We start from the raw sequence: 15079 nt of genomic DNA, 5'->3' as shown, positions 1-15079 counted from the left end.
TGCTCCGGCAGGGAAAAGATACCATGGCCTTTTCGATCGACGGCTTTGACCTGGCACAGTTCGTCGCCGCAACGCTGGCGGAGGATCTTGGCCCCGATGGCCTCGACGTCACCTCGCAAAGCGTCATCCCCGCCGAAGCGCGCTTTGCCGGGGTGATGGATGCCCGGCACCCGATGACGGTCGCCGGGCTGCCGATTGCCGCGGCATTTTTCCGCGCGCTCGACCCCGATTGCGAGGTTGAACTGCTGGTCTCCGAAGGTGCGACGGTTCTCGCCGGGACCGATCTGCTCAGCGTCTCCGGCAAGGCACGGGCGTTGCTCACCGCAGAGCGGTCGGCGCTCAACACCGTGCAGCACCTCAGCGGCATCGCCACCCTGACGCGGACCTATGTCGATACGATCGCGGGGACCGGCGCGGTGCTGCTCGATACGCGCAAGACCATCCCCGGGCTGCGCCTGCTCGAGAAATACGCGACCCGCCAGGGCGGCGCGCAGAACCATCGCATGGGGCTGTGGGATGCCGCTATGATCAAGGACAACCATGTCGCAGTGGCAGGCGATATCGGCGAGGCGGTCCGTCGCGCGTTCGCTGGCGGAATCGAGCGAATCATCGTCGAGGTCGATCGTGTCGACCAGATCGAGCCTGCGCTCGCCGCCGGCGCGACCCACCTGCTGCTCGACAACATGTCGCCTGCGGTCTTGCGCGGAGCGGTGACTTTGGTCGGCGGACGGGTGCCGTGCGAAGCATCGGGCGGTGTGACGCTCGAGACGATCCGCGCGATCGCACAGACAGGTGTCGATTTCATCTCGGTCGGGCGGCTGACCCAGTCGGCGCCTGCCGCCGACATCGGCCTGGATTTCACGGCGGCCTGAATGCGGTTGCTGGCTGCCCTTGCCGCGTTGGGGGCATGCGGTAGCGGTCTTTCCGTCCCTGCGATGGCGCAGGCCTATCAATGCCGAATGCCCGAACAGCTGAGGGCGTTATCCATCCCCAAACGCCCCGGCAAGGACGTCCGCCGGGTGATCCCGGTCACCGGTTACACCTTGGCGCTCAGCTGGTCGCCAGAACACTGCAAGGGCCGCGAAAACCGTCCGGGCGAGGCGCTGCAGTGCAGCCGCGATCATGGCGAATTCGGCTTCATCCTCCACGGCCTGTGGCCCAAGGGCAAGACCGCCGCCTACCCGCAATATTGCGCGCGATCACCGGTGCAGGTGCCGCTTTCGGTGGTACGCAGCACGTTGTGCGATATGCCATCACCCCGGTTGATCGCGCACCAATGGGACAAGCACGGCAGCTGCATGGCCCGCGACCCCGGCACCTATTTCCGAACCGCAACAAAGGTTTACCGCGCAATACAGCTTCCCGATATGGAGCGGCTGTCGCGCCGCGCGCTGACCCACGGAATGCTCAAGCGCGAACTCGCGCGCGCCAATCCCGGGATGACGCCGCAAAGCATCGTGATCCGCAGCAACACCCGCGGCTGGCTGCAGGAGGTGCGCGTGTGCCTGGGGCTGACCTATCGTCCGCGCGCCTGCCCTGCCCATGTCCGCCAACCGCGCGGGGATGTCCCACTTAGAATCTGGCGCGGGCTGTGATCACGATCTAGCGGACCAGAACTTCGTCCGGCTGAAGCGTCCTGCGCCCCCAGACCAGCAGGAAGACACACAGCGCGATGATGATCGCAAACGCTTCGAGCGGCGCGATGTTGTACAACCACACCCCGATCGCTGGAGCGATGATATAGGCAGCACCGTTGATCGAGGCGACGATCCCGGCGACCTGCCCCTGTTCAGCGCGGGTTACCGCGAGCGACGAACCTGCGGTAAAGCCGGGACGGAACAGCCCGAAACCCAACGAGGCGATGGCAAAGCCCAATGCGATCGCGTTAAGGCTCCAGGAGAAGGCAACCATCGTGCACCCGCCTGCCGCCAGAGCCATGCCCCACAGGGTCGAACTGCGCGGCCCCATCTTGAGGTACGGGATCAAGCCCCATTGCGCGAGCAAGGTCGCAAACGCACCCGCCATCAGCACCAGCCCGGTCGGACCGGCGGCCAGTTCCGGCGTAGCGCGCAGGTCAAGGCGGTCGAGCAGCATGAAGCCGACCAGCCCCAAGATCATCGCATTGGCATGCCCGCCAACCAGCCCGGTGATCAACCAGGGCCGCAGTCGTGGATCGCGCCAGGACAACCTTTCTTGCGAGGGCGCCACGACGTCGGCAGAGTTCTCGTCGTGCTGCTCGGCGTCATAGACCTCGCCCGCTGCGCCGGTGCTCATCGGCTCGGAGATCAATCGGCCGCGCGCGGAATAGCTGGGTGTATCGTCGGGAAGACGCAGCTTCAGCGTCACCAGCACCAGCAGCCCGAAAGCGGCGAAGATGAAAAACGGGCTGGGCAGTCCCAGGAACGGCAGGATGATCAACGGCGCCAGAGCCGGACCGATCACGGTGCCGAGCCCGAAAGACGACGAGATCATCGACAGCGACTGGGTGCGTTCCTGGCGGCTGGTGCGGGCAGCCACATAGGCTTGCACCGCCGGTGGCCCAGCCGATCCCAGTCCGCCATAAAGGCTGCGGAACAGCGCAAAGATCAACAGCGTCCAAACCCCAGAAATATAGCCGTTGAGCCCTGCCATCAGTGTCAGCCCGCAAAACGCGAACGACGAGATGAAGCCCCATAGCCCCAGGTTCATCAGCGCCTTGCGTCCGCGCCGATCCGACAACCGCGCCCAGCGGGGCGCACAAATCATCCACAACAGCGCCGACCAGCTATAGGCCAGGCTCACCCAGAAATCGGCGACGCCCAACCGGGTGCCAATTGCGGGCATGACCGATTGCATTGCGGTGTTGCCCGCGGCGGTCACCAGCATGACCATGAACAGCAACGCCATCCGGTCGGTGGGCAGCTTTTGGCCGGTCAGCGGGCTTTCGTGCTGGGCGGGCATGTCGCTCATGGCCAGGCATAGCCTCTCTCGATCCGGGCAACGTGGATCGTATAACGGGTGTACCAGCGCGCGCGTCCGGATTCGCGGGCAGCGGCATGCTCGGGGTTGTCGCGCCAGGCCTTGGCACTGGCATCATCGGTCCAATAGCTGACCGTGATTCCAAAGCCTTCGGCGCTGCTCGAATGGTCCATCCCGAGAAAGCCGGGCTGCTGCGCGGCCAGCGCATCCATCGCGGCTGCGGCGAGCCTGTAACCTTCGGTATCCCGCCCGCTGTGCTGCGCAGCAAAGATGACCGCGATGGCATCTGTCGCATGAATGCGGGAATCTGTGGACGCAAGCATGACAAATGCTCTACGCGCTGGCATCCGCGTTGCAAAGAGTTGCAATGGGCGACTGATGCACATGATTGCTTTGCCCGCCCCAATCTGCAATTGTGACAGCTCGTTGACAGCCAATCTGAGAGGTTTTCCATGCATTCCAACGACCTGGCCCAGCTGCCCCTGCGGCAGCGGATCAAGGCGCGCGCCGAGCGTCTGTTCGGCGCTTGGGGGGTTTTCGCAAAGGGTTTTGTGAAGCACCCGGTCATGGTGGGCTCGATCGTCCCGTCGTCAGATCGCACCATCCGCAAAATGCTGGCTCCGGTTCCCTGGCAGACCGTCGAGCTGTTCGTGGAATATGGCCCCGGCGTCGGAACCTTCTGCCGCCCGGTGCTCGACAAGCTTCCCCGCAACGCGACCTATATCGCGATCGACACCAACCCGGATTTCATCCGCTATCTGCGCAAGACCATCCCCGACAGCCGGTTCATTGCGGTTCACGGATCTGCCGCCGATGTCGAGGCGATCATCGCGCAGCATGGCTTTGCCCATGCCGATTACGTGCTGTCGGGCCTGCCGCTCTCGACGTTGCCCGGCAATGTCGCCGATGAGATCGCCCAGGCGACCCACCGCGCACTGCGCCCCGGCGGGGCGTTTCTGGTCTATCAGTTCAACACCTTCACCAATCAACTGATCCGGCCCTATTTCGACCGTGTGGATCGGGGCTACGAGTTTTGGAATGTTCTGCCGTGCCACCTGTTCTGGGGCTGGAAGGCCGATAGCGAAACGACGGCTAAGCGCAGCCATCATTGACTTTATCCGGGCATGAGACTAAGGCCCGCCTTTCCCTGATATTCTGACAGAGTCTGGAGCCCGTTCATGGCGCGCGTTACCGTTGAAGATTGCATCGACAAGGTCACCAACCGTTTCGACCTCGTTCTGCTCGCTGCCCAGCGTGCACGCGAGATCAGCGGCGGTGCCGAACTGACCATCGATCGTGACCGCGACAAGAACCCGGTCGTCGCGCTGCGCGAAATCGCAGACGAAACCGTGTTCCCTGCCGAGCTCAAGGAAGGCCTGATCGTGTCGCTGCAGAAGGTGCAGGTCGACGACGACGACATGCCCGACGAAATCGGCTCGCTCAGCCTGTCGGCAGAAGCGCTGCGCCTCACCGCATCGGCCCCTGCCCGCACCAGCAACATGGGCAGCGACTTCGAAGGCTGATCCTTCCACGTTGTTTAAAGTTACCGAAAAGGCCGCGCTCCCCGAGGGGGTCGCGGCCTTTTTCGTGTGTTGCGTAGAGCTCGGCAGCCGTTTTCCGGTGAAAGCCGGAATCCAGGGCGAAAATAGCGCAATTTCGCCACTGGGCTCCGGCTTTCGCCGGAGAGAACGAAGGATGATTGCGTTCGAGCGGATCGCTCATGCCCAAACGCGCCTGCCTATTTGCAGGGGTATTTCTGCTTCATGAAATCGTAAAGTGCGGTTCGGAACGGCTGCTTTTTCTTCGCGGCGGGAAGCCCTGTCAGATAGATCTTGAGCTCCTCGCCCTTCATTTTGCCCTCGCCCTTGGGAGGAGGACAGCTATGGCGCGGTCCGCCCGTTTTTGCCTGCCTGGCGATATCGGCGCGATACAGCGTCAATACGCGGTCGCTCTCGGCGCGAAGATCGCGGACATCGGACGACATCAATGCCGCCGGCCCCAAACTCTCGGCCTTGTCCATTGCCGCCAGAAACTGACCCGTGGTCATTTCAGATGTCGCCGCCACTGACAGAAAAGCTGCCGTCGCCAATATCCCTACCCGCATTACAAATTCATAGTGCCTAACCTCCGCCCGACTGTGCCGCTCACCTAACACAGCACGATGAACGGCAGATGACCTCACTCCGGGGTCTTCGCGCACGGGAACCGCAACGTCATCACCAGCGCAAAAGCCGTCGCCAGCGGCATGGGCCGGTTGACTTGCGGAAAGGCGCGGAAATAGCCTGTGATATCCCCCAGGGTCAGTTGTGCCTGCCCGGGAGACGGAGGACAGCTTGCAGGCGGCGCGCCGCGCTGCGCTGCTTCGGCCAGGCTGGCGCGATAGGCCAAGGCGGCCTGCTGGATCGCGGTGCGGATCGCATCGGCCTCGGGCGAAACTGCAGCCGCGTCATTACCCATCTCGGCGAGTGCCTCGGCCTGCAAAAGAAACTCTGCGACCGTTTCGGGCGGAGCTGGAACGGCAACCGGCGCTGCGGCCTGGAAGGCCAGCAGCGCCGGAAGCATTTTCGTAGCAATCACGAACACGAACAATCGGTCGGCTTAGGCGCCTTGCGGCTTGGGATCGTGGAACGGACCCTTGCGCTTGCCGGCGCGTGGGATCACCGCACCGATGCCTGGCGCGACATCGGGCTTGATCGACTTGCCATCGGGGCGATCGAGCTTGCCGGTTGCGATGATCTCCTGGATCTCGTCGCCGCTCAGCGTCTCGAACTCGAGCAGCGCCAGCGCGAGCGTGTGCAATTGATCAACATGCTCAGACAGAACGTGCTTGGCACGATCATAGCCCTGGTCGACGATCTTGCGGATCTCGGCGTCGATCTTGCGTGCGGTCTCGTCCGACATCATCATCCGCTGGTTCTGGCCATAACCCAGATACCCTTCGGACTGCTCTTCGTACTGCAGTGGGCCAAGCTCGTCGGACATACCCCATTTGGTGACCATGTCGCGCGCCAGCTTGGTCGCGTACTGGATGTCACCGCTGGCACCCGAAGACACCTTGTCATAGCCGAAGACCACTTCCTCGGCGACGCGGCCACCCATCGAGACGGCCAGGTTGGCATACATCTTGTCGCGGTGATAGCTGTAGACGTCGCGTTCGGGCAGACGCATCACCATCCCCAGCGCGCGGCCGCGCGGGATGATGGTGGCCTTGTGGATCGGGTCCGAGGCTTCCTCGTGCACCGCAACGATGGCGTGGCCGGCTTCGTGATAGGCGGTCATCCGCTTTTCGTCCTCGGTCATCACCATCGACTTGCGCTCGGCGCCCATCATGACCTTGTCCTTGGCGGCTTCGAACTCGCTCATCGCCACCAGACGCTTGCCACGGCGTGCCGCGAGCAGAGCCGCCTCGTTGACCAGGTTGGCCAGGTCGGCACCCGAGAACCCCGGGGTGCCGCGCGCGATCGTGCGGGCGTTGACGTCGGGTGCCAATGGCACCTTCTTCATGTGCACCTGCAGGATCTTTTCGCGGCCCTCGATATCGGGAACTGGCACCACGACCTGACGATCGAAACGGCCCGGACGCAAGAGTGCGGGGTCGAGCACGTCGGGACGGTTGGTCGCCGCGATAATGATGATGCCTTCGTTGGCTTCAAAACCATCCATTTCGACCAGCAGCTGGTTCAATGTCTGTTCGCGCTCGTCGTTCGAGTTGCCCAGGCCAGAGCCACGATGGCGACCGACCGCATCAATTTCATCGATGAAGACAATGCACGGCGCGTTCTTCTTGGCCTGCTCGAACATGTCGCGCACGCGGCTTGCACCGACGCCGACGAACATTTCGACGAAATCCGAACCCGAGATGGTGAAGAACGGCACGCCAGCTTCGCCTGCAATCGCACGCGCCAGCAAGGTCTTGCCGGTACCGGGCGAACCGACCAGCAACGCGCCCTTGGGAATCTGGCCACCGAGTCGCGCAAACTTGCTGGGATCACGCAGGAACTCGACGATCTCCTGAAGCTCTTCGCGCGCCTCGTCGATGCCGGCGACGTCCTGGAAGGTGACCTTGCCCGACTTTTCAGTCAGCAACTTGGCCTTGGACTTGCCGAAGCCCATCGCGCCGCTGGCGCCGCCACCCTTCTGCACCTGCCGCAGCACGAAGAATGCGATGGCGATGATCAGGATGAACGGCAGCGACTGCAGCAGAATGTACATCAGCAGGCTGGGCTGTTCCTCGGCCTTGCCGCTGTAATCGATGCCCTTTTCCTCGAGCAGCGGGATCAGGCTGGGGTCGTTCTCGACCCGGACAGCCGTGAACTGCTCATCGTTGACATAGGTGCCGGTGACGCGATCGGGGGAGATCGTGACGTTTTTCACCTGGCCGTCGGCGACGCGGTCGCGGAAAGTGGAGTAGCTGATCGAGCTGCCCCGGTCGGTGCTGCCGCGCGTATCGATCAACGATACGACGACCAGCAGACCGATGATGACACCTGCCCAGATGAGCATGTTCTTCATCCAGCCGTTCTGGTTGGCGTTGGGATCCTGGTCGTCGTTCATCACAGTGCCTTTGCGGAAATAAACTATGATCAAGATAGGCCACTAATCCTGAATGACAATATAATCCGCCTGCCATTCAGCCCGCGAATGGATTATTCGGTCGTGGCGCGCGCATCAAATGGCTTGCGTCGTGGCGGCGCAGGCGCGAAACGCCAGCTTTCGCCGCCGTTGCAGAGCACATCGCCGATCATCGTCTGGCCACCCTTTTGCAGCGTATCGATGACCCTCCCCAAGCCGTCTCCGCGCGGCGCGATGCCGGGCTGGACATGCTCGAGGCAGCGCAGCACGAGGCGCCTTAGCACCGCTGCTGGGTAAAGATTCGGGGCAAGCTCCGCAGTGCCCGCCTTGATGGTGATCGCCGATTCAGCTTCCTGACCAACGATCCAGTCGAGCGCATCGACTGCCTCTGCCAACGCCGCCGCCGAGCGCGCTGCCTGAAGCGGGTCGATCAGTGCGAAGCCCTGAAGCGCGGATCGTATCCGCACCCGGTCAAAGTCGGTGTTGGCGTTGCTGGGATCCTGCACGAACGGGATGGCATGAATTGCGCAGTGCTGCACCAGATCAGCTTTGCGCAGACCCAGCAGCGGGCGAACGACCCGACCGTTGCGTGCGCGAACCCCGGCGAGCCCATCGATCCCGCTGCCCCGCGCAAGTCGCATCAGCATCGTCTCGAGCTGATCATCGCCATGGTGCGCGGTGACAATGAACGTCGCGCCACACCGTGCCGCCTCCTGTTCGAGCAGGCGATAGCGGACCGCGCGTGCGGCTGATTGCACGCTGCCGGTGATTGGCACGTCAGGGTACAAAATGGCATGCGGCACACCGATGCCGGCGCAATAGCCTGCGACTATCGCGGCCTCATCGGCGCTTTCGGGACGCAGGCGATGATCTACCGTGGCTACAAACACTGGCCCTGCCCAGCAGCGGCGGACAATGTCGAGCATCGCCATGCTGTCTGGCCCGCCCGAAACCGCAAGCAACAGCGGGGCGGTCGGCGAGCCGATCAACTCCGCCAGCGCCGAACCAACGGTGGTCAGCGGATCGTTATTTGCATCCGGCATTGCGACGCCCGGAGGCCAGCCGGTCCGACAGACGCCCGGTGGCGACGTCGGGGTAAACCTCGGCCAGTTCGGCAAAGGCGATGCAGGCCTTGGGCTTTTCGTTGAGCTTGATCAGCGATTCCCCGAGGAAATACAGGCTTTCCGGAGCGCGTTCGCCCTTGGGTTCCTTTTCGTAGTTCTCGGCGAACATCTTGGCAGCGGCGCTGGGCTTGCCGTCATCGAGATACGCCCGGCCTAGCAGGTTGCGGGTATAGCTGGTCCGCTTGTGCCTGGGGTGCTTTTCAAGCGCGAAGCGCAGCTGCGCCTGCGATTCGGGAAGAAATTTCGCCTCCCACAGACGGTAGCCATACAGATAGGCGTCTTCGCCCGCGTCCGACGTCTGCGGCTTTTCGATGGCAGACACCGCCGCCACCCGCTCTGTACTCGGCGCTGCTGCGGCCGCACCCATCGTCGCTGCCGTGCCGACAGACGTGGCGCGCGCTGGCGTCCCGCCCGATCCCAAGGCACCCATTGTCCCAGCACCAGCTGGGTTAGCGGCAGCCGCTGCTGCAGCCTGGGCCGCCTTTTCCTCGATCAATGCCAGCCGCTTTTCGAGTTGGCCAAGCTTGAAGCCGTTCTCTTCGGTCTGCGCGGTCAGCCGGGTAAACTGGTTTTCGAGTGTATCCACCCGCTGCAGCAGATCGGTTATCGGCGCGCTGGCGCTGGTTCCAGTGGTGTTGGGCGCAGCGGCTGGCGCGGAAATTTCAGCCTCGAAGAACCGGTCCGATGCACCGGGAAACACCTTGCGCTGGACAGCGCGCATCTCAGTCTCCAGCTTCTTCACCCGCGGCTCGATCGACGCAGCCTGGGCAGCAGCCGGGCTCGCCGATGCGACCAGGGCCGCCAGCAAAGTGCCAGATAGCAAGAGGGCCGACAGGCTGACCGGACGCAGGAAAAACGGGGATAAGCGGCGGGTGGACATGTCGGGCTCCAGCTCGAAAAGATTGTTCGTGAAAAAATCTATACGACCCGCGCAGCTTTCGTCAAAGCCGAGGGATCACAAAATTGATGTCATGACGTCGCTGAACCACAGTTGACCAAAACGGCTTGGATCCGGTTATCCGGTCTGGTCGGCGCCCGGCTGCGCGTCGCTTGGTTCCTGCGCGGGCCCGGCAGGTCGCGCCATCAGCGCAGTCGCGGTTACGGGCACGTCCTTGACCGCAACTTCGGATGTCCCGAGTGGGGCGACGGTGCGGCCGCCGACGGTGATCTCAAACGCATCGGGACGCCCGGTCCATACCTGCGGCTCGACAGCATCGCCGGGCACCGCATATTGCTCGCCCAGCGTCATCTGCTTCTGCATCAGCTGCTTGCCCTCACCATCGTAGAACTTGATCCAGATGTTGTCCTCGGTCGCAGTGAACACAACCTCCGCCTTGGGATCGACCGCCGACGCGGTGTCTGCCGGCTGGCGCGCGGCTGCGGGCCTCGCAACAGGCGCAGCGCTCGATTCCGCGTCCGCCGCCTGCGCCAGTTCCTCGACATTGGCTCCGGGAAAGAAATAGGTGCGCCAGATACCAAAGCCGGAAATGAGGATGACGGCGCCAACTGCGGCAGCCATCCAGGCGATGCGTGCTGAGGGCACCTTGCTGGGCTCGTCCAGATCGAACTGGGTGGCATCGCGGGTTGGAGCCGCAGAAGAACCACCCAGCGCTTCGCGAATGGATTGCGCGATCTCTTCCTCGGGCAGTTCCACTGCGCGGGCGTAGGCCCTGCCAAAGCCGATCGCGTAAGTACGCCCAGGAAGGCTGGCAAACTCTCCTGCCTCGATCGCTTCGAGATGCCGAACCGGAATACGAGTACGCGAGGCGATGTCGTCGAGCGTCATCTTCTGGGCCATGCGGGCATCGCGCAGACGCTCTCCGGCATGGACAGGAGGGAACAGGTTCCCGGTCTCCGAACCATCGGTTGATGGCTGGCCTTGTGTATCGTCTGCCGTGCTCGACACGTGTGCGCTCCCGACCCGGGTTTACCCGGTTATCCTATTTGCCGCTGTGACGCAGAAACAATGAATGGCTGTCAAAGTCAATGTTTTTGGGGCGTTTCGAGCCTTTCAACAACGAAAAGACGTGTAACAAATATGCCTTGGAAATAGGCAATTGCAACCGATTGCGAGCTACCCGAGCTCGACCCCGTTGGCGTGAGCCCAGCGCAGCAGCTCGGCGCGCATATCGACAGGCGGATTGGCGAGCATTTCTTCCATCTTGGCGCTGGCCGCAGCGATGTCGAGCGAGCGCACCATCGCCTTGATCGGTCCGACAGCCGCTGGCGTGATTGACAACCGCCGCATGCCGATGGCGAGCAGCGCCAACGCCTCGAGTTGCCTTCCGCCCATCTCGCCGCACACTGTCACGTCGATCTTATAAGGGCTTACATCGCGGACCACCCGGCGCAGGAAGCGCAGGATTGCGGTCGAGATCCAGTCGTAACGCTGCGCCAGCTTGGGATGCGCCCGATCAGCGGCGAGCAGGAACTGGGTCAGATCATTGGTGCCGATCGACAGAAAATCGAGCTTCGGCCCAAGAATATCCAGCGTTTCGGCCAATGCGGGCACCTCGAGCATCGCACCATAGCGGATGCGCTCGGGAAGGATCTTCTTGCGTGCCTTGAGGAACGCGAGCTGATTTTCGAACACCTGCCGTGCGGCGTCGAATTCCCAGGGTTCCGCCACCATCGGGAACATGACGTTGAGCGTCCGCCCCGCCGCCGCCTCGAGCAACGCCCGCGCCTGGACCTTGAGCAGGCCGTCGCGCTCGAGCGCCAGCCGGAGCGCTCGCCAGCCCATCGCGGGGTTCTCCTCGCCTGGACTGTCCTCGCGCAGATAGGGCAGCGACTTGTCGCCGCCGATATCGAGCGTACGGAAGATCACCGGCTTTTCGCCCGCGGCGTCGAGCACATCGCGATACAGCCGCAGCTGACGCTCGCGCTGCGGCAAGGTCGCCGACACGAGAAACTGGAACTCGGTGCGGAACAGCCCGACACCATCGGCGCCGGTGATCGCCAGATGCGCGATATCATCACGCAGGCCCGCGTTGATCAGCACCCCGATCCGAGTGCCGTCCTTGCTCACGGGCTCGACATCGCGCAGCGCGGCATAGGCCGCCAGTTTCTCGCGGCTGCGCAGGAACTTCTGTTCGAATGCCTCGATCACCTGCGGCGCGGGGCGGATCAGCACCGAGTTCTCGTTGGTGTCGATCAGCAGATGGTCGTCCTGCCGCACCTGATGGCGAATGTTGCGCATCCGGCCCATCACGGGAATCCCCATCGCGCGCGCGACGATGGTCACGTGCGCGGTCAGCGATCCTTCCTCGAGGATCACGCCCTTGAGCCGCCGCCGGTCGTATTCGAGCAGTTCGGCCGGACCCAGGTTGCGCGCGATCAGGATCGTGTCCTGGCGCAGGCCCATCTGCGCTGCGGTGCCGATCTGGCCCGAAACCATGCGCAGCAGCCGGTTGGAGAGATCCTCCAGATCGTGCATCCGGTCGGCGAGCAGCGGATCGTCGATCTGCCGCATCCGCATCCGGGTGCGCTGCTGGACGCGCTCGATCGCGGCTTCTGCGGTCAGCCCGCTGTCGATCGCCTCGTTGATCCGCCGTGACCACCCCTCGTCATAGGCGAACATCTTGTAAGTCTCGAGCACCTCGTCATGCTCGCCGCCGGTTCCGAACTCGGCCTGGTTCGACATCTTGTCGATCTGCTCGCGCATCTTGATGAATGCGGAATAGACCCGCTGGCGCTCGGCCTCGACGTCTTCGGCGACGACATGCTCGATGGTGATGCGCGGCTGATGGAAGACCACCTTGCCGCTCGCCAGCCCCGCAACCAGTGGAAAGCCGATCTCGTGCTGCGAATGGGTGAGCTCTGCCTGGCCGTCGAACGTGCCGTGCTCGTCGACCATCTCGGCGTTGGTGATCAGTTCAGACAGCACCATCGCCACCGTCTGCATCGCCTCGATCTCGACCTCGAGATAACGCCGCGGCTCGACATGCTGGATGCACAAAACCCCGATCGCGCGCTCCATCCGCACGATCGGAACGCCGGCAAAGCTGTGGAACTTTTCCTCACCGGTTTCGGGGCGATACTGGAAGTCGGGATGCGCGGTCGCCTCGGCAAGGTTCAGCGTCTCGACATTCTGCGCGATCGTTCCGGTCAGCCCCTGCCCCATCGCCAGCTTGGTGACGTGCACCGCCTCTTGGTTCAGGCCTCGGGTGGCGAACAGTTCGAGCACGCCTTCGCGCAGCAGATAGATCGAGCACACCTCGCTATTGAGCGAATCGCCGATGATGTCGACCACCTGGTTGAGCTTGGCCTGCGCATTGGTGCGCGCGGCCATTACGTCATGCAGGCGGGTCAGGATGGTCCGGGCGGCAAGCGTGGCGTTGATCTGGGCTTCTGACATGATGGCAGGTCTAGCACGCACTTTGGCGCGAGGCTATCGGCGCTTGGCACCGGTTTGGGGGTATCGCGCGGCGGCCATCAAATCAGGCGCTCGCTGGGGGTCCAGAAGCGATCGCATTTCAGTTATTGAGCCCGCGCGCGTTCCGCGTCATATTCACGAGATGCCAGACATACGATCAGCAGCCTTGATGAGGTCCGCGATGGCGGTGCTCGCAGTCGCGTTCGGGGTATCGGCACCTGTTGGTGCTCAAGACGAAGGCAAAAGCGTCATCGAAGGTCGCTGCCAGTATCCCGAAAAAGTGACAAGATTTCGGGCTGATACAACCTTGCTTCTGTGCGACACAGTGACGATTGGCCGAGGGACAACAACCGCGACACTGGACTTCATGCAACGGAGCTGGGGTTCAATGGGCCAATTCGCAGGCTCCATGACGGGCGACAAAATGACGGTATCGCAGGTCACTCTCCGCGATGGCCGGGCCGTTCCGGCGACAGGGAGCTGCGAAATCTTTCGCGACAAAGATGGGAGGCTGTCGACGATCAGTTGCCTGGCAAAGGCTCGGCCTCGGCCAGTTGCCGCCAATTTCGTCGCCTCGAGAATTTGACCACGGGCATATCGCGGCTGGCAACGCGTGGGTAACCTGCCCGGTCATGCTGCAGCCGCGCTCGGCTGCAATGCTGGCGGTCGGGGCTCAAGAGGATTGCACCTGAGTTGATCGCCAACCGGCTCGTCGCTCAAGCCGGTCTAGGGGTTTTTTGCAGGCTTCGTTTATGTTCAATCCATCGCCCGGCGCGCGATTTGACCCCTCGTCAGACGCGCCGGGCTGGGATTATCGCGTCCGGGATGCGCCCAGTCCGCGGAAGTTCAGATCAGTGCGTCAATGCAGGCTGATCTCTTCCTTGATACGCAGTTTCTGCTTCTTAAGCCTGGCGATCCGCGCGGCGTCGGGCGCAGGCCTGCTTTCTTCGTCGTGGATCAGTCGTTCAATACCGGCATGCTTGGCCTTGAGGGCTTGCGTATGACTGTCTTGCAACATCTATGTCTCCTTCGACTCATTGACCCTTCTCATCTTGGGAGAGTGATCTAAACATAAAATTTATGGGCTGTCTTTGATGTTATGCACAGGTGCGCTTGCAATGCGGCGAAACATTCCATAACCGCGACAGTTGGCAGGTGTCCGGCCTGCGCAAAAGCAATCGCGGGCCGCGTTCACGGCCCGGCCCCGGTCTGGAAAGGCGTCGCGCGTGACAGAGGAAGAAGTCCGGCAGAAGCTGGTCCTGCTGCGCATCGAACACCGCGATCTGGACCACGCCATCGGATCGTTGAGCAATGGAGGCACCGCCGACATGCTGCAACTGGCGCGGCTGAAAAAGCGCAAACTGATGCTGCGCGACCAAATCGCGATGCTCGAAGATTATCTGATCCCCGATATCATCGCCTGATGCTTTACCGGACCCCGGTTGCTTTCTCGCCGATATGCAATTGTCCGGCGCACACCTGTTCCGGGCTGGCACAAACTGCATCTACACGGCCTTAACCATAGGTTCCGGCTGTGCAGCACCGGCGGACTTTGGCAAGGATGGCGCATGTCCCATCATCAGCACCCCTTCACCGTCAAACTGATCGAGTCGCTGTACGTTGAGGCGATGGTGCTGGCTGACGAGGCACGGTCCTATTTCGAGCTCAGCCCCGAAGACCAGGGCCTCACCAAGCACGATGAGATCCGCATCGATATGTCGTGCGAATCGCTGCGCGTCACCACCCGGTTGATGCATTCGATTGCCTGGCTGCTCAATCAGAAGGCGTTTTTCGCCGGCGAGCTTTCGCAGCATCAGTTGCACAGCCGAAGCCGCTCTCTGGGCAAATGCGCTTCAAGCGATCCCTTCGTCGTCGTCCGACTACCGACAGAAGCGCAGCGACTGGTACGCGATACCCAGCACCTTCTCGACCGGCTGGTTCGGCTGGAAAAATCACTCGAGGCCGAGCGGCTGGGTTTTGTCGAGGAAACCGCGTTGCGCCCCGCAGTGCTCCACATGCAGGCACGGCTCGCCAGCGAACTGGCCTGACG

At 62.7% G+C, this 15079-nt stretch carries 16 protein-coding genes; 6 read left to right on the top strand and 10 right to left on the bottom strand.

The window, feature by feature from the left end; genetic code table 11:
- Positions 1-23 precede the first annotated feature (23 nt).
- Together nadC and IEW00_RS06860 are read left to right on the top strand one after the other, a co-directional pair.
- Complete coding sequence (gene nadC, locus IEW00_RS06865) at positions 24-872, top strand: carboxylating nicotinate-nucleotide diphosphorylase (RefSeq protein ID WP_188513617.1); 849 nt, start codon at positions 24-26, stop codon at positions 870-872.
- An 87-nt stretch (positions 873-959) separates the two neighbouring features.
- Positions 960-1595 (top strand): ribonuclease T2 family protein, encoded by a 636-nt coding sequence (locus IEW00_RS06860; RefSeq protein ID WP_188513616.1) that lies wholly within the window; start codon positions 960-962, stop codon positions 1593-1595.
- A gap of 7 nt (positions 1596-1602) precedes the next feature.
- On the opposite strand, the gene IEW00_RS06855 is transcribed toward IEW00_RS06860, so the two are convergent.
- Together IEW00_RS06855 and IEW00_RS06850 are read right to left on the bottom strand one after the other, a co-directional pair.
- On the bottom strand, positions 1603-2949 hold the full coding sequence (locus IEW00_RS06855) for an MFS transporter (RefSeq protein WP_229736869.1): 1347 nt from the start codon (positions 2947-2949) through the stop codon (positions 1603-1605).
- Positions 2946-3281, bottom strand: coding sequence for an antibiotic biosynthesis monooxygenase family protein (locus IEW00_RS06850; protein WP_188513615.1), 336 nt, complete (start codon positions 3279-3281; stop codon positions 2946-2948). The genes IEW00_RS06855 and IEW00_RS06850 overlap by 4 nt, the downstream gene beginning before the upstream one ends.
- Positions 3282-3410: 129 nt before the next feature.
- Here IEW00_RS06850 and IEW00_RS06845 point away from each other — a divergent pair, with 129 nt between their 5' ends.
- Entirely contained in the window at positions 3411-4070 is a 660-nt protein-coding gene (locus IEW00_RS06845; RefSeq protein WP_188513614.1) for a class I SAM-dependent methyltransferase, read from the top strand.
- Between the two features lie 66 nt (positions 4071-4136).
- The gene (rpoZ, locus tag IEW00_RS06840) at positions 4137-4481 is read left to right on the top strand and encodes a DNA-directed RNA polymerase subunit omega (RefSeq protein WP_188513613.1); all 345 of its coding nucleotides are present in this window, start codon (positions 4137-4139) and stop codon (positions 4479-4481) included.
- Positions 4482-4696: 215 nt separating this feature from the next.
- On the opposite strand, the gene IEW00_RS06835 is transcribed toward rpoZ, so the two are convergent.
- The 8 genes from IEW00_RS06835 to IEW00_RS06800 form a co-directional block, all read right to left on the bottom strand.
- Complete coding sequence (locus IEW00_RS06835) at positions 4697-5005, bottom strand: hypothetical protein (protein ID WP_188513612.1); 309 nt, start codon at positions 5003-5005, stop codon at positions 4697-4699.
- A 131-nt stretch (positions 5006-5136) separates the two neighbouring features.
- Entirely contained in the window at positions 5137-5520 is a 384-nt protein-coding gene (locus tag IEW00_RS06830; protein ID WP_188513611.1) for a hypothetical protein, read from the bottom strand.
- Between the two features lie 36 nt (positions 5521-5556).
- Positions 5557-7512 carry an ATP-dependent zinc metalloprotease FtsH gene (gene ftsH / locus IEW00_RS06825; RefSeq protein WP_188513610.1) on the bottom strand — a complete coding sequence of 652 codons (1956 nt, stop codon included), beginning with the start codon at positions 7510-7512 and terminating at the stop codon, positions 5557-5559.
- Positions 7513-7604: 92 nt separating this feature from the next.
- The gene (gene tilS, locus IEW00_RS06820; protein WP_188513609.1) at positions 7605-8573 is read right to left on the bottom strand and encodes a tRNA lysidine(34) synthetase TilS; all 969 of its coding nucleotides are present in this window, start codon (positions 8571-8573) and stop codon (positions 7605-7607) included.
- Positions 8557-9534, bottom strand: coding sequence for a hypothetical protein (locus IEW00_RS06815; protein WP_229736868.1), 978 nt, complete (start codon positions 9532-9534; stop codon positions 8557-8559). Before IEW00_RS06815 ends, tilS begins: the two co-directional genes overlap by 17 nt.
- 135 nt (positions 9535-9669) lie before the next feature.
- Positions 9670-10560 carry a helix-turn-helix domain-containing protein gene (locus IEW00_RS06810; protein WP_188513608.1) on the bottom strand — a complete coding sequence of 297 codons (891 nt, stop codon included), beginning with the start codon at positions 10558-10560 and terminating at the stop codon, positions 9670-9672.
- 168 nt (positions 10561-10728) lie between these two features.
- On the bottom strand, positions 10729-13011 hold the full coding sequence (gene ptsP / locus IEW00_RS06805; protein WP_188513607.1) for a phosphoenolpyruvate--protein phosphotransferase: 2283 nt from the start codon (positions 13009-13011) through the stop codon (positions 10729-10731).
- An 877-nt stretch (positions 13012-13888) separates the two neighbouring features.
- Complete coding sequence (locus tag IEW00_RS06800) at positions 13889-14047, bottom strand: YdcH family protein (protein ID WP_373282598.1); 159 nt, start codon at positions 14045-14047, stop codon at positions 13889-13891.
- Between the two features lie 208 nt (positions 14048-14255).
- On the opposite strand from IEW00_RS06800, the gene IEW00_RS06795 reads away from it, so the two are divergent.
- Positions 14256-14453, top strand: a complete 198-nt coding sequence (locus IEW00_RS06795; RefSeq protein ID WP_188513606.1) for a YdcH family protein — start codon at positions 14256-14258, stop codon at positions 14451-14453.
- A 144-nt stretch (positions 14454-14597) separates the two neighbouring features.
- On the top strand, positions 14598-15077 hold the full coding sequence (locus IEW00_RS06790; protein WP_188513605.1) for a DUF1465 family protein: 480 nt from the start codon (positions 14598-14600) through the stop codon (positions 15075-15077).
- The last annotated feature ends 2 nt before the right edge of the window (positions 15078-15079 follow it).

Source organism: Blastomonas aquatica (assembly GCF_014639875.1).
In the GTDB taxonomy this organism is placed as follows: domain Bacteria; phylum Pseudomonadota; class Alphaproteobacteria; order Sphingomonadales; family Sphingomonadaceae; genus Blastomonas; species Blastomonas aquatica.
The sequence above is the reverse complement of the archived record's forward strand: the minus strand, read 5'-3'. Positions and strand labels throughout refer to the sequence as shown.

What these genes read in the sequence shown, in the direction of transcription:
- ftsH (WP_188513610.1), bottom strand. Translation starts at nt 7,512, where the DNA reads ATGAACGACGACCAGGATCCCAACGCCAACCAGAACGGCTGGATGAAG.
- IEW00_RS06815 (WP_229736868.1), bottom strand. Translation starts at nt 9,534, where the DNA reads ATGTCCACCCGCCGCTTATCCCCGTTTTTCCTGCGTCCGGTCAGCCTG.
- IEW00_RS06845 (WP_188513614.1), top strand. Translation starts at nt 3,411, where the DNA reads ATGCATTCCAACGACCTGGCCCAGCTGCCCCTGCGGCAGCGGATCAAG.
- IEW00_RS06830 (WP_188513611.1), bottom strand. Translation starts at nt 5,520, where the DNA reads ATGCTTCCGGCGCTGCTGGCCTTCCAGGCCGCAGCGCCGGTTGCCGTT.
- nadC (WP_188513617.1), top strand. Translation starts at nt 24, where the DNA reads ATGGCCTTTTCGATCGACGGCTTTGACCTGGCACAGTTCGTCGCCGCA.
- ptsP (WP_188513607.1), bottom strand. Translation starts at nt 13,011, where the DNA reads ATGTCAGAAGCCCAGATCAACGCCACGCTTGCCGCCCGGACCATCCTG.
- IEW00_RS06835 (WP_188513612.1), bottom strand. Translation starts at nt 5,005, where the DNA reads ATGACCACGGGTCAGTTTCTGGCGGCAATGGACAAGGCCGAGAGTTTG.
- IEW00_RS06850 (WP_188513615.1), bottom strand. Translation starts at nt 3,281, where the DNA reads ATGCTTGCGTCCACAGATTCCCGCATTCATGCGACAGATGCCATCGCG.
- IEW00_RS06855 (WP_229736869.1), bottom strand. Translation starts at nt 2,949, where the DNA reads ATGAGCGACATGCCCGCCCAGCACGAAAGCCCGCTGACCGGCCAAAAG.
- tilS (WP_188513609.1), bottom strand. Translation starts at nt 8,573, where the DNA reads ATGCCGGATGCAAATAACGATCCGCTGACCACCGTTGGTTCGGCGCTG.
- rpoZ (WP_188513613.1), top strand. Translation starts at nt 4,137, where the DNA reads ATGGCGCGCGTTACCGTTGAAGATTGCATCGACAAGGTCACCAACCGT.
- IEW00_RS06800 (WP_373282598.1), bottom strand. Translation starts at nt 14,047, where the DNA reads ATGTTGCAAGACAGTCATACGCAAGCCCTCAAGGCCAAGCATGCCGGT.
- IEW00_RS06860 (WP_188513616.1), top strand. Translation starts at nt 960, where the DNA reads ATGCCCGAACAGCTGAGGGCGTTATCCATCCCCAAACGCCCCGGCAAG.
- IEW00_RS06790 (WP_188513605.1), top strand. Translation starts at nt 14,598, where the DNA reads ATGTCCCATCATCAGCACCCCTTCACCGTCAAACTGATCGAGTCGCTG.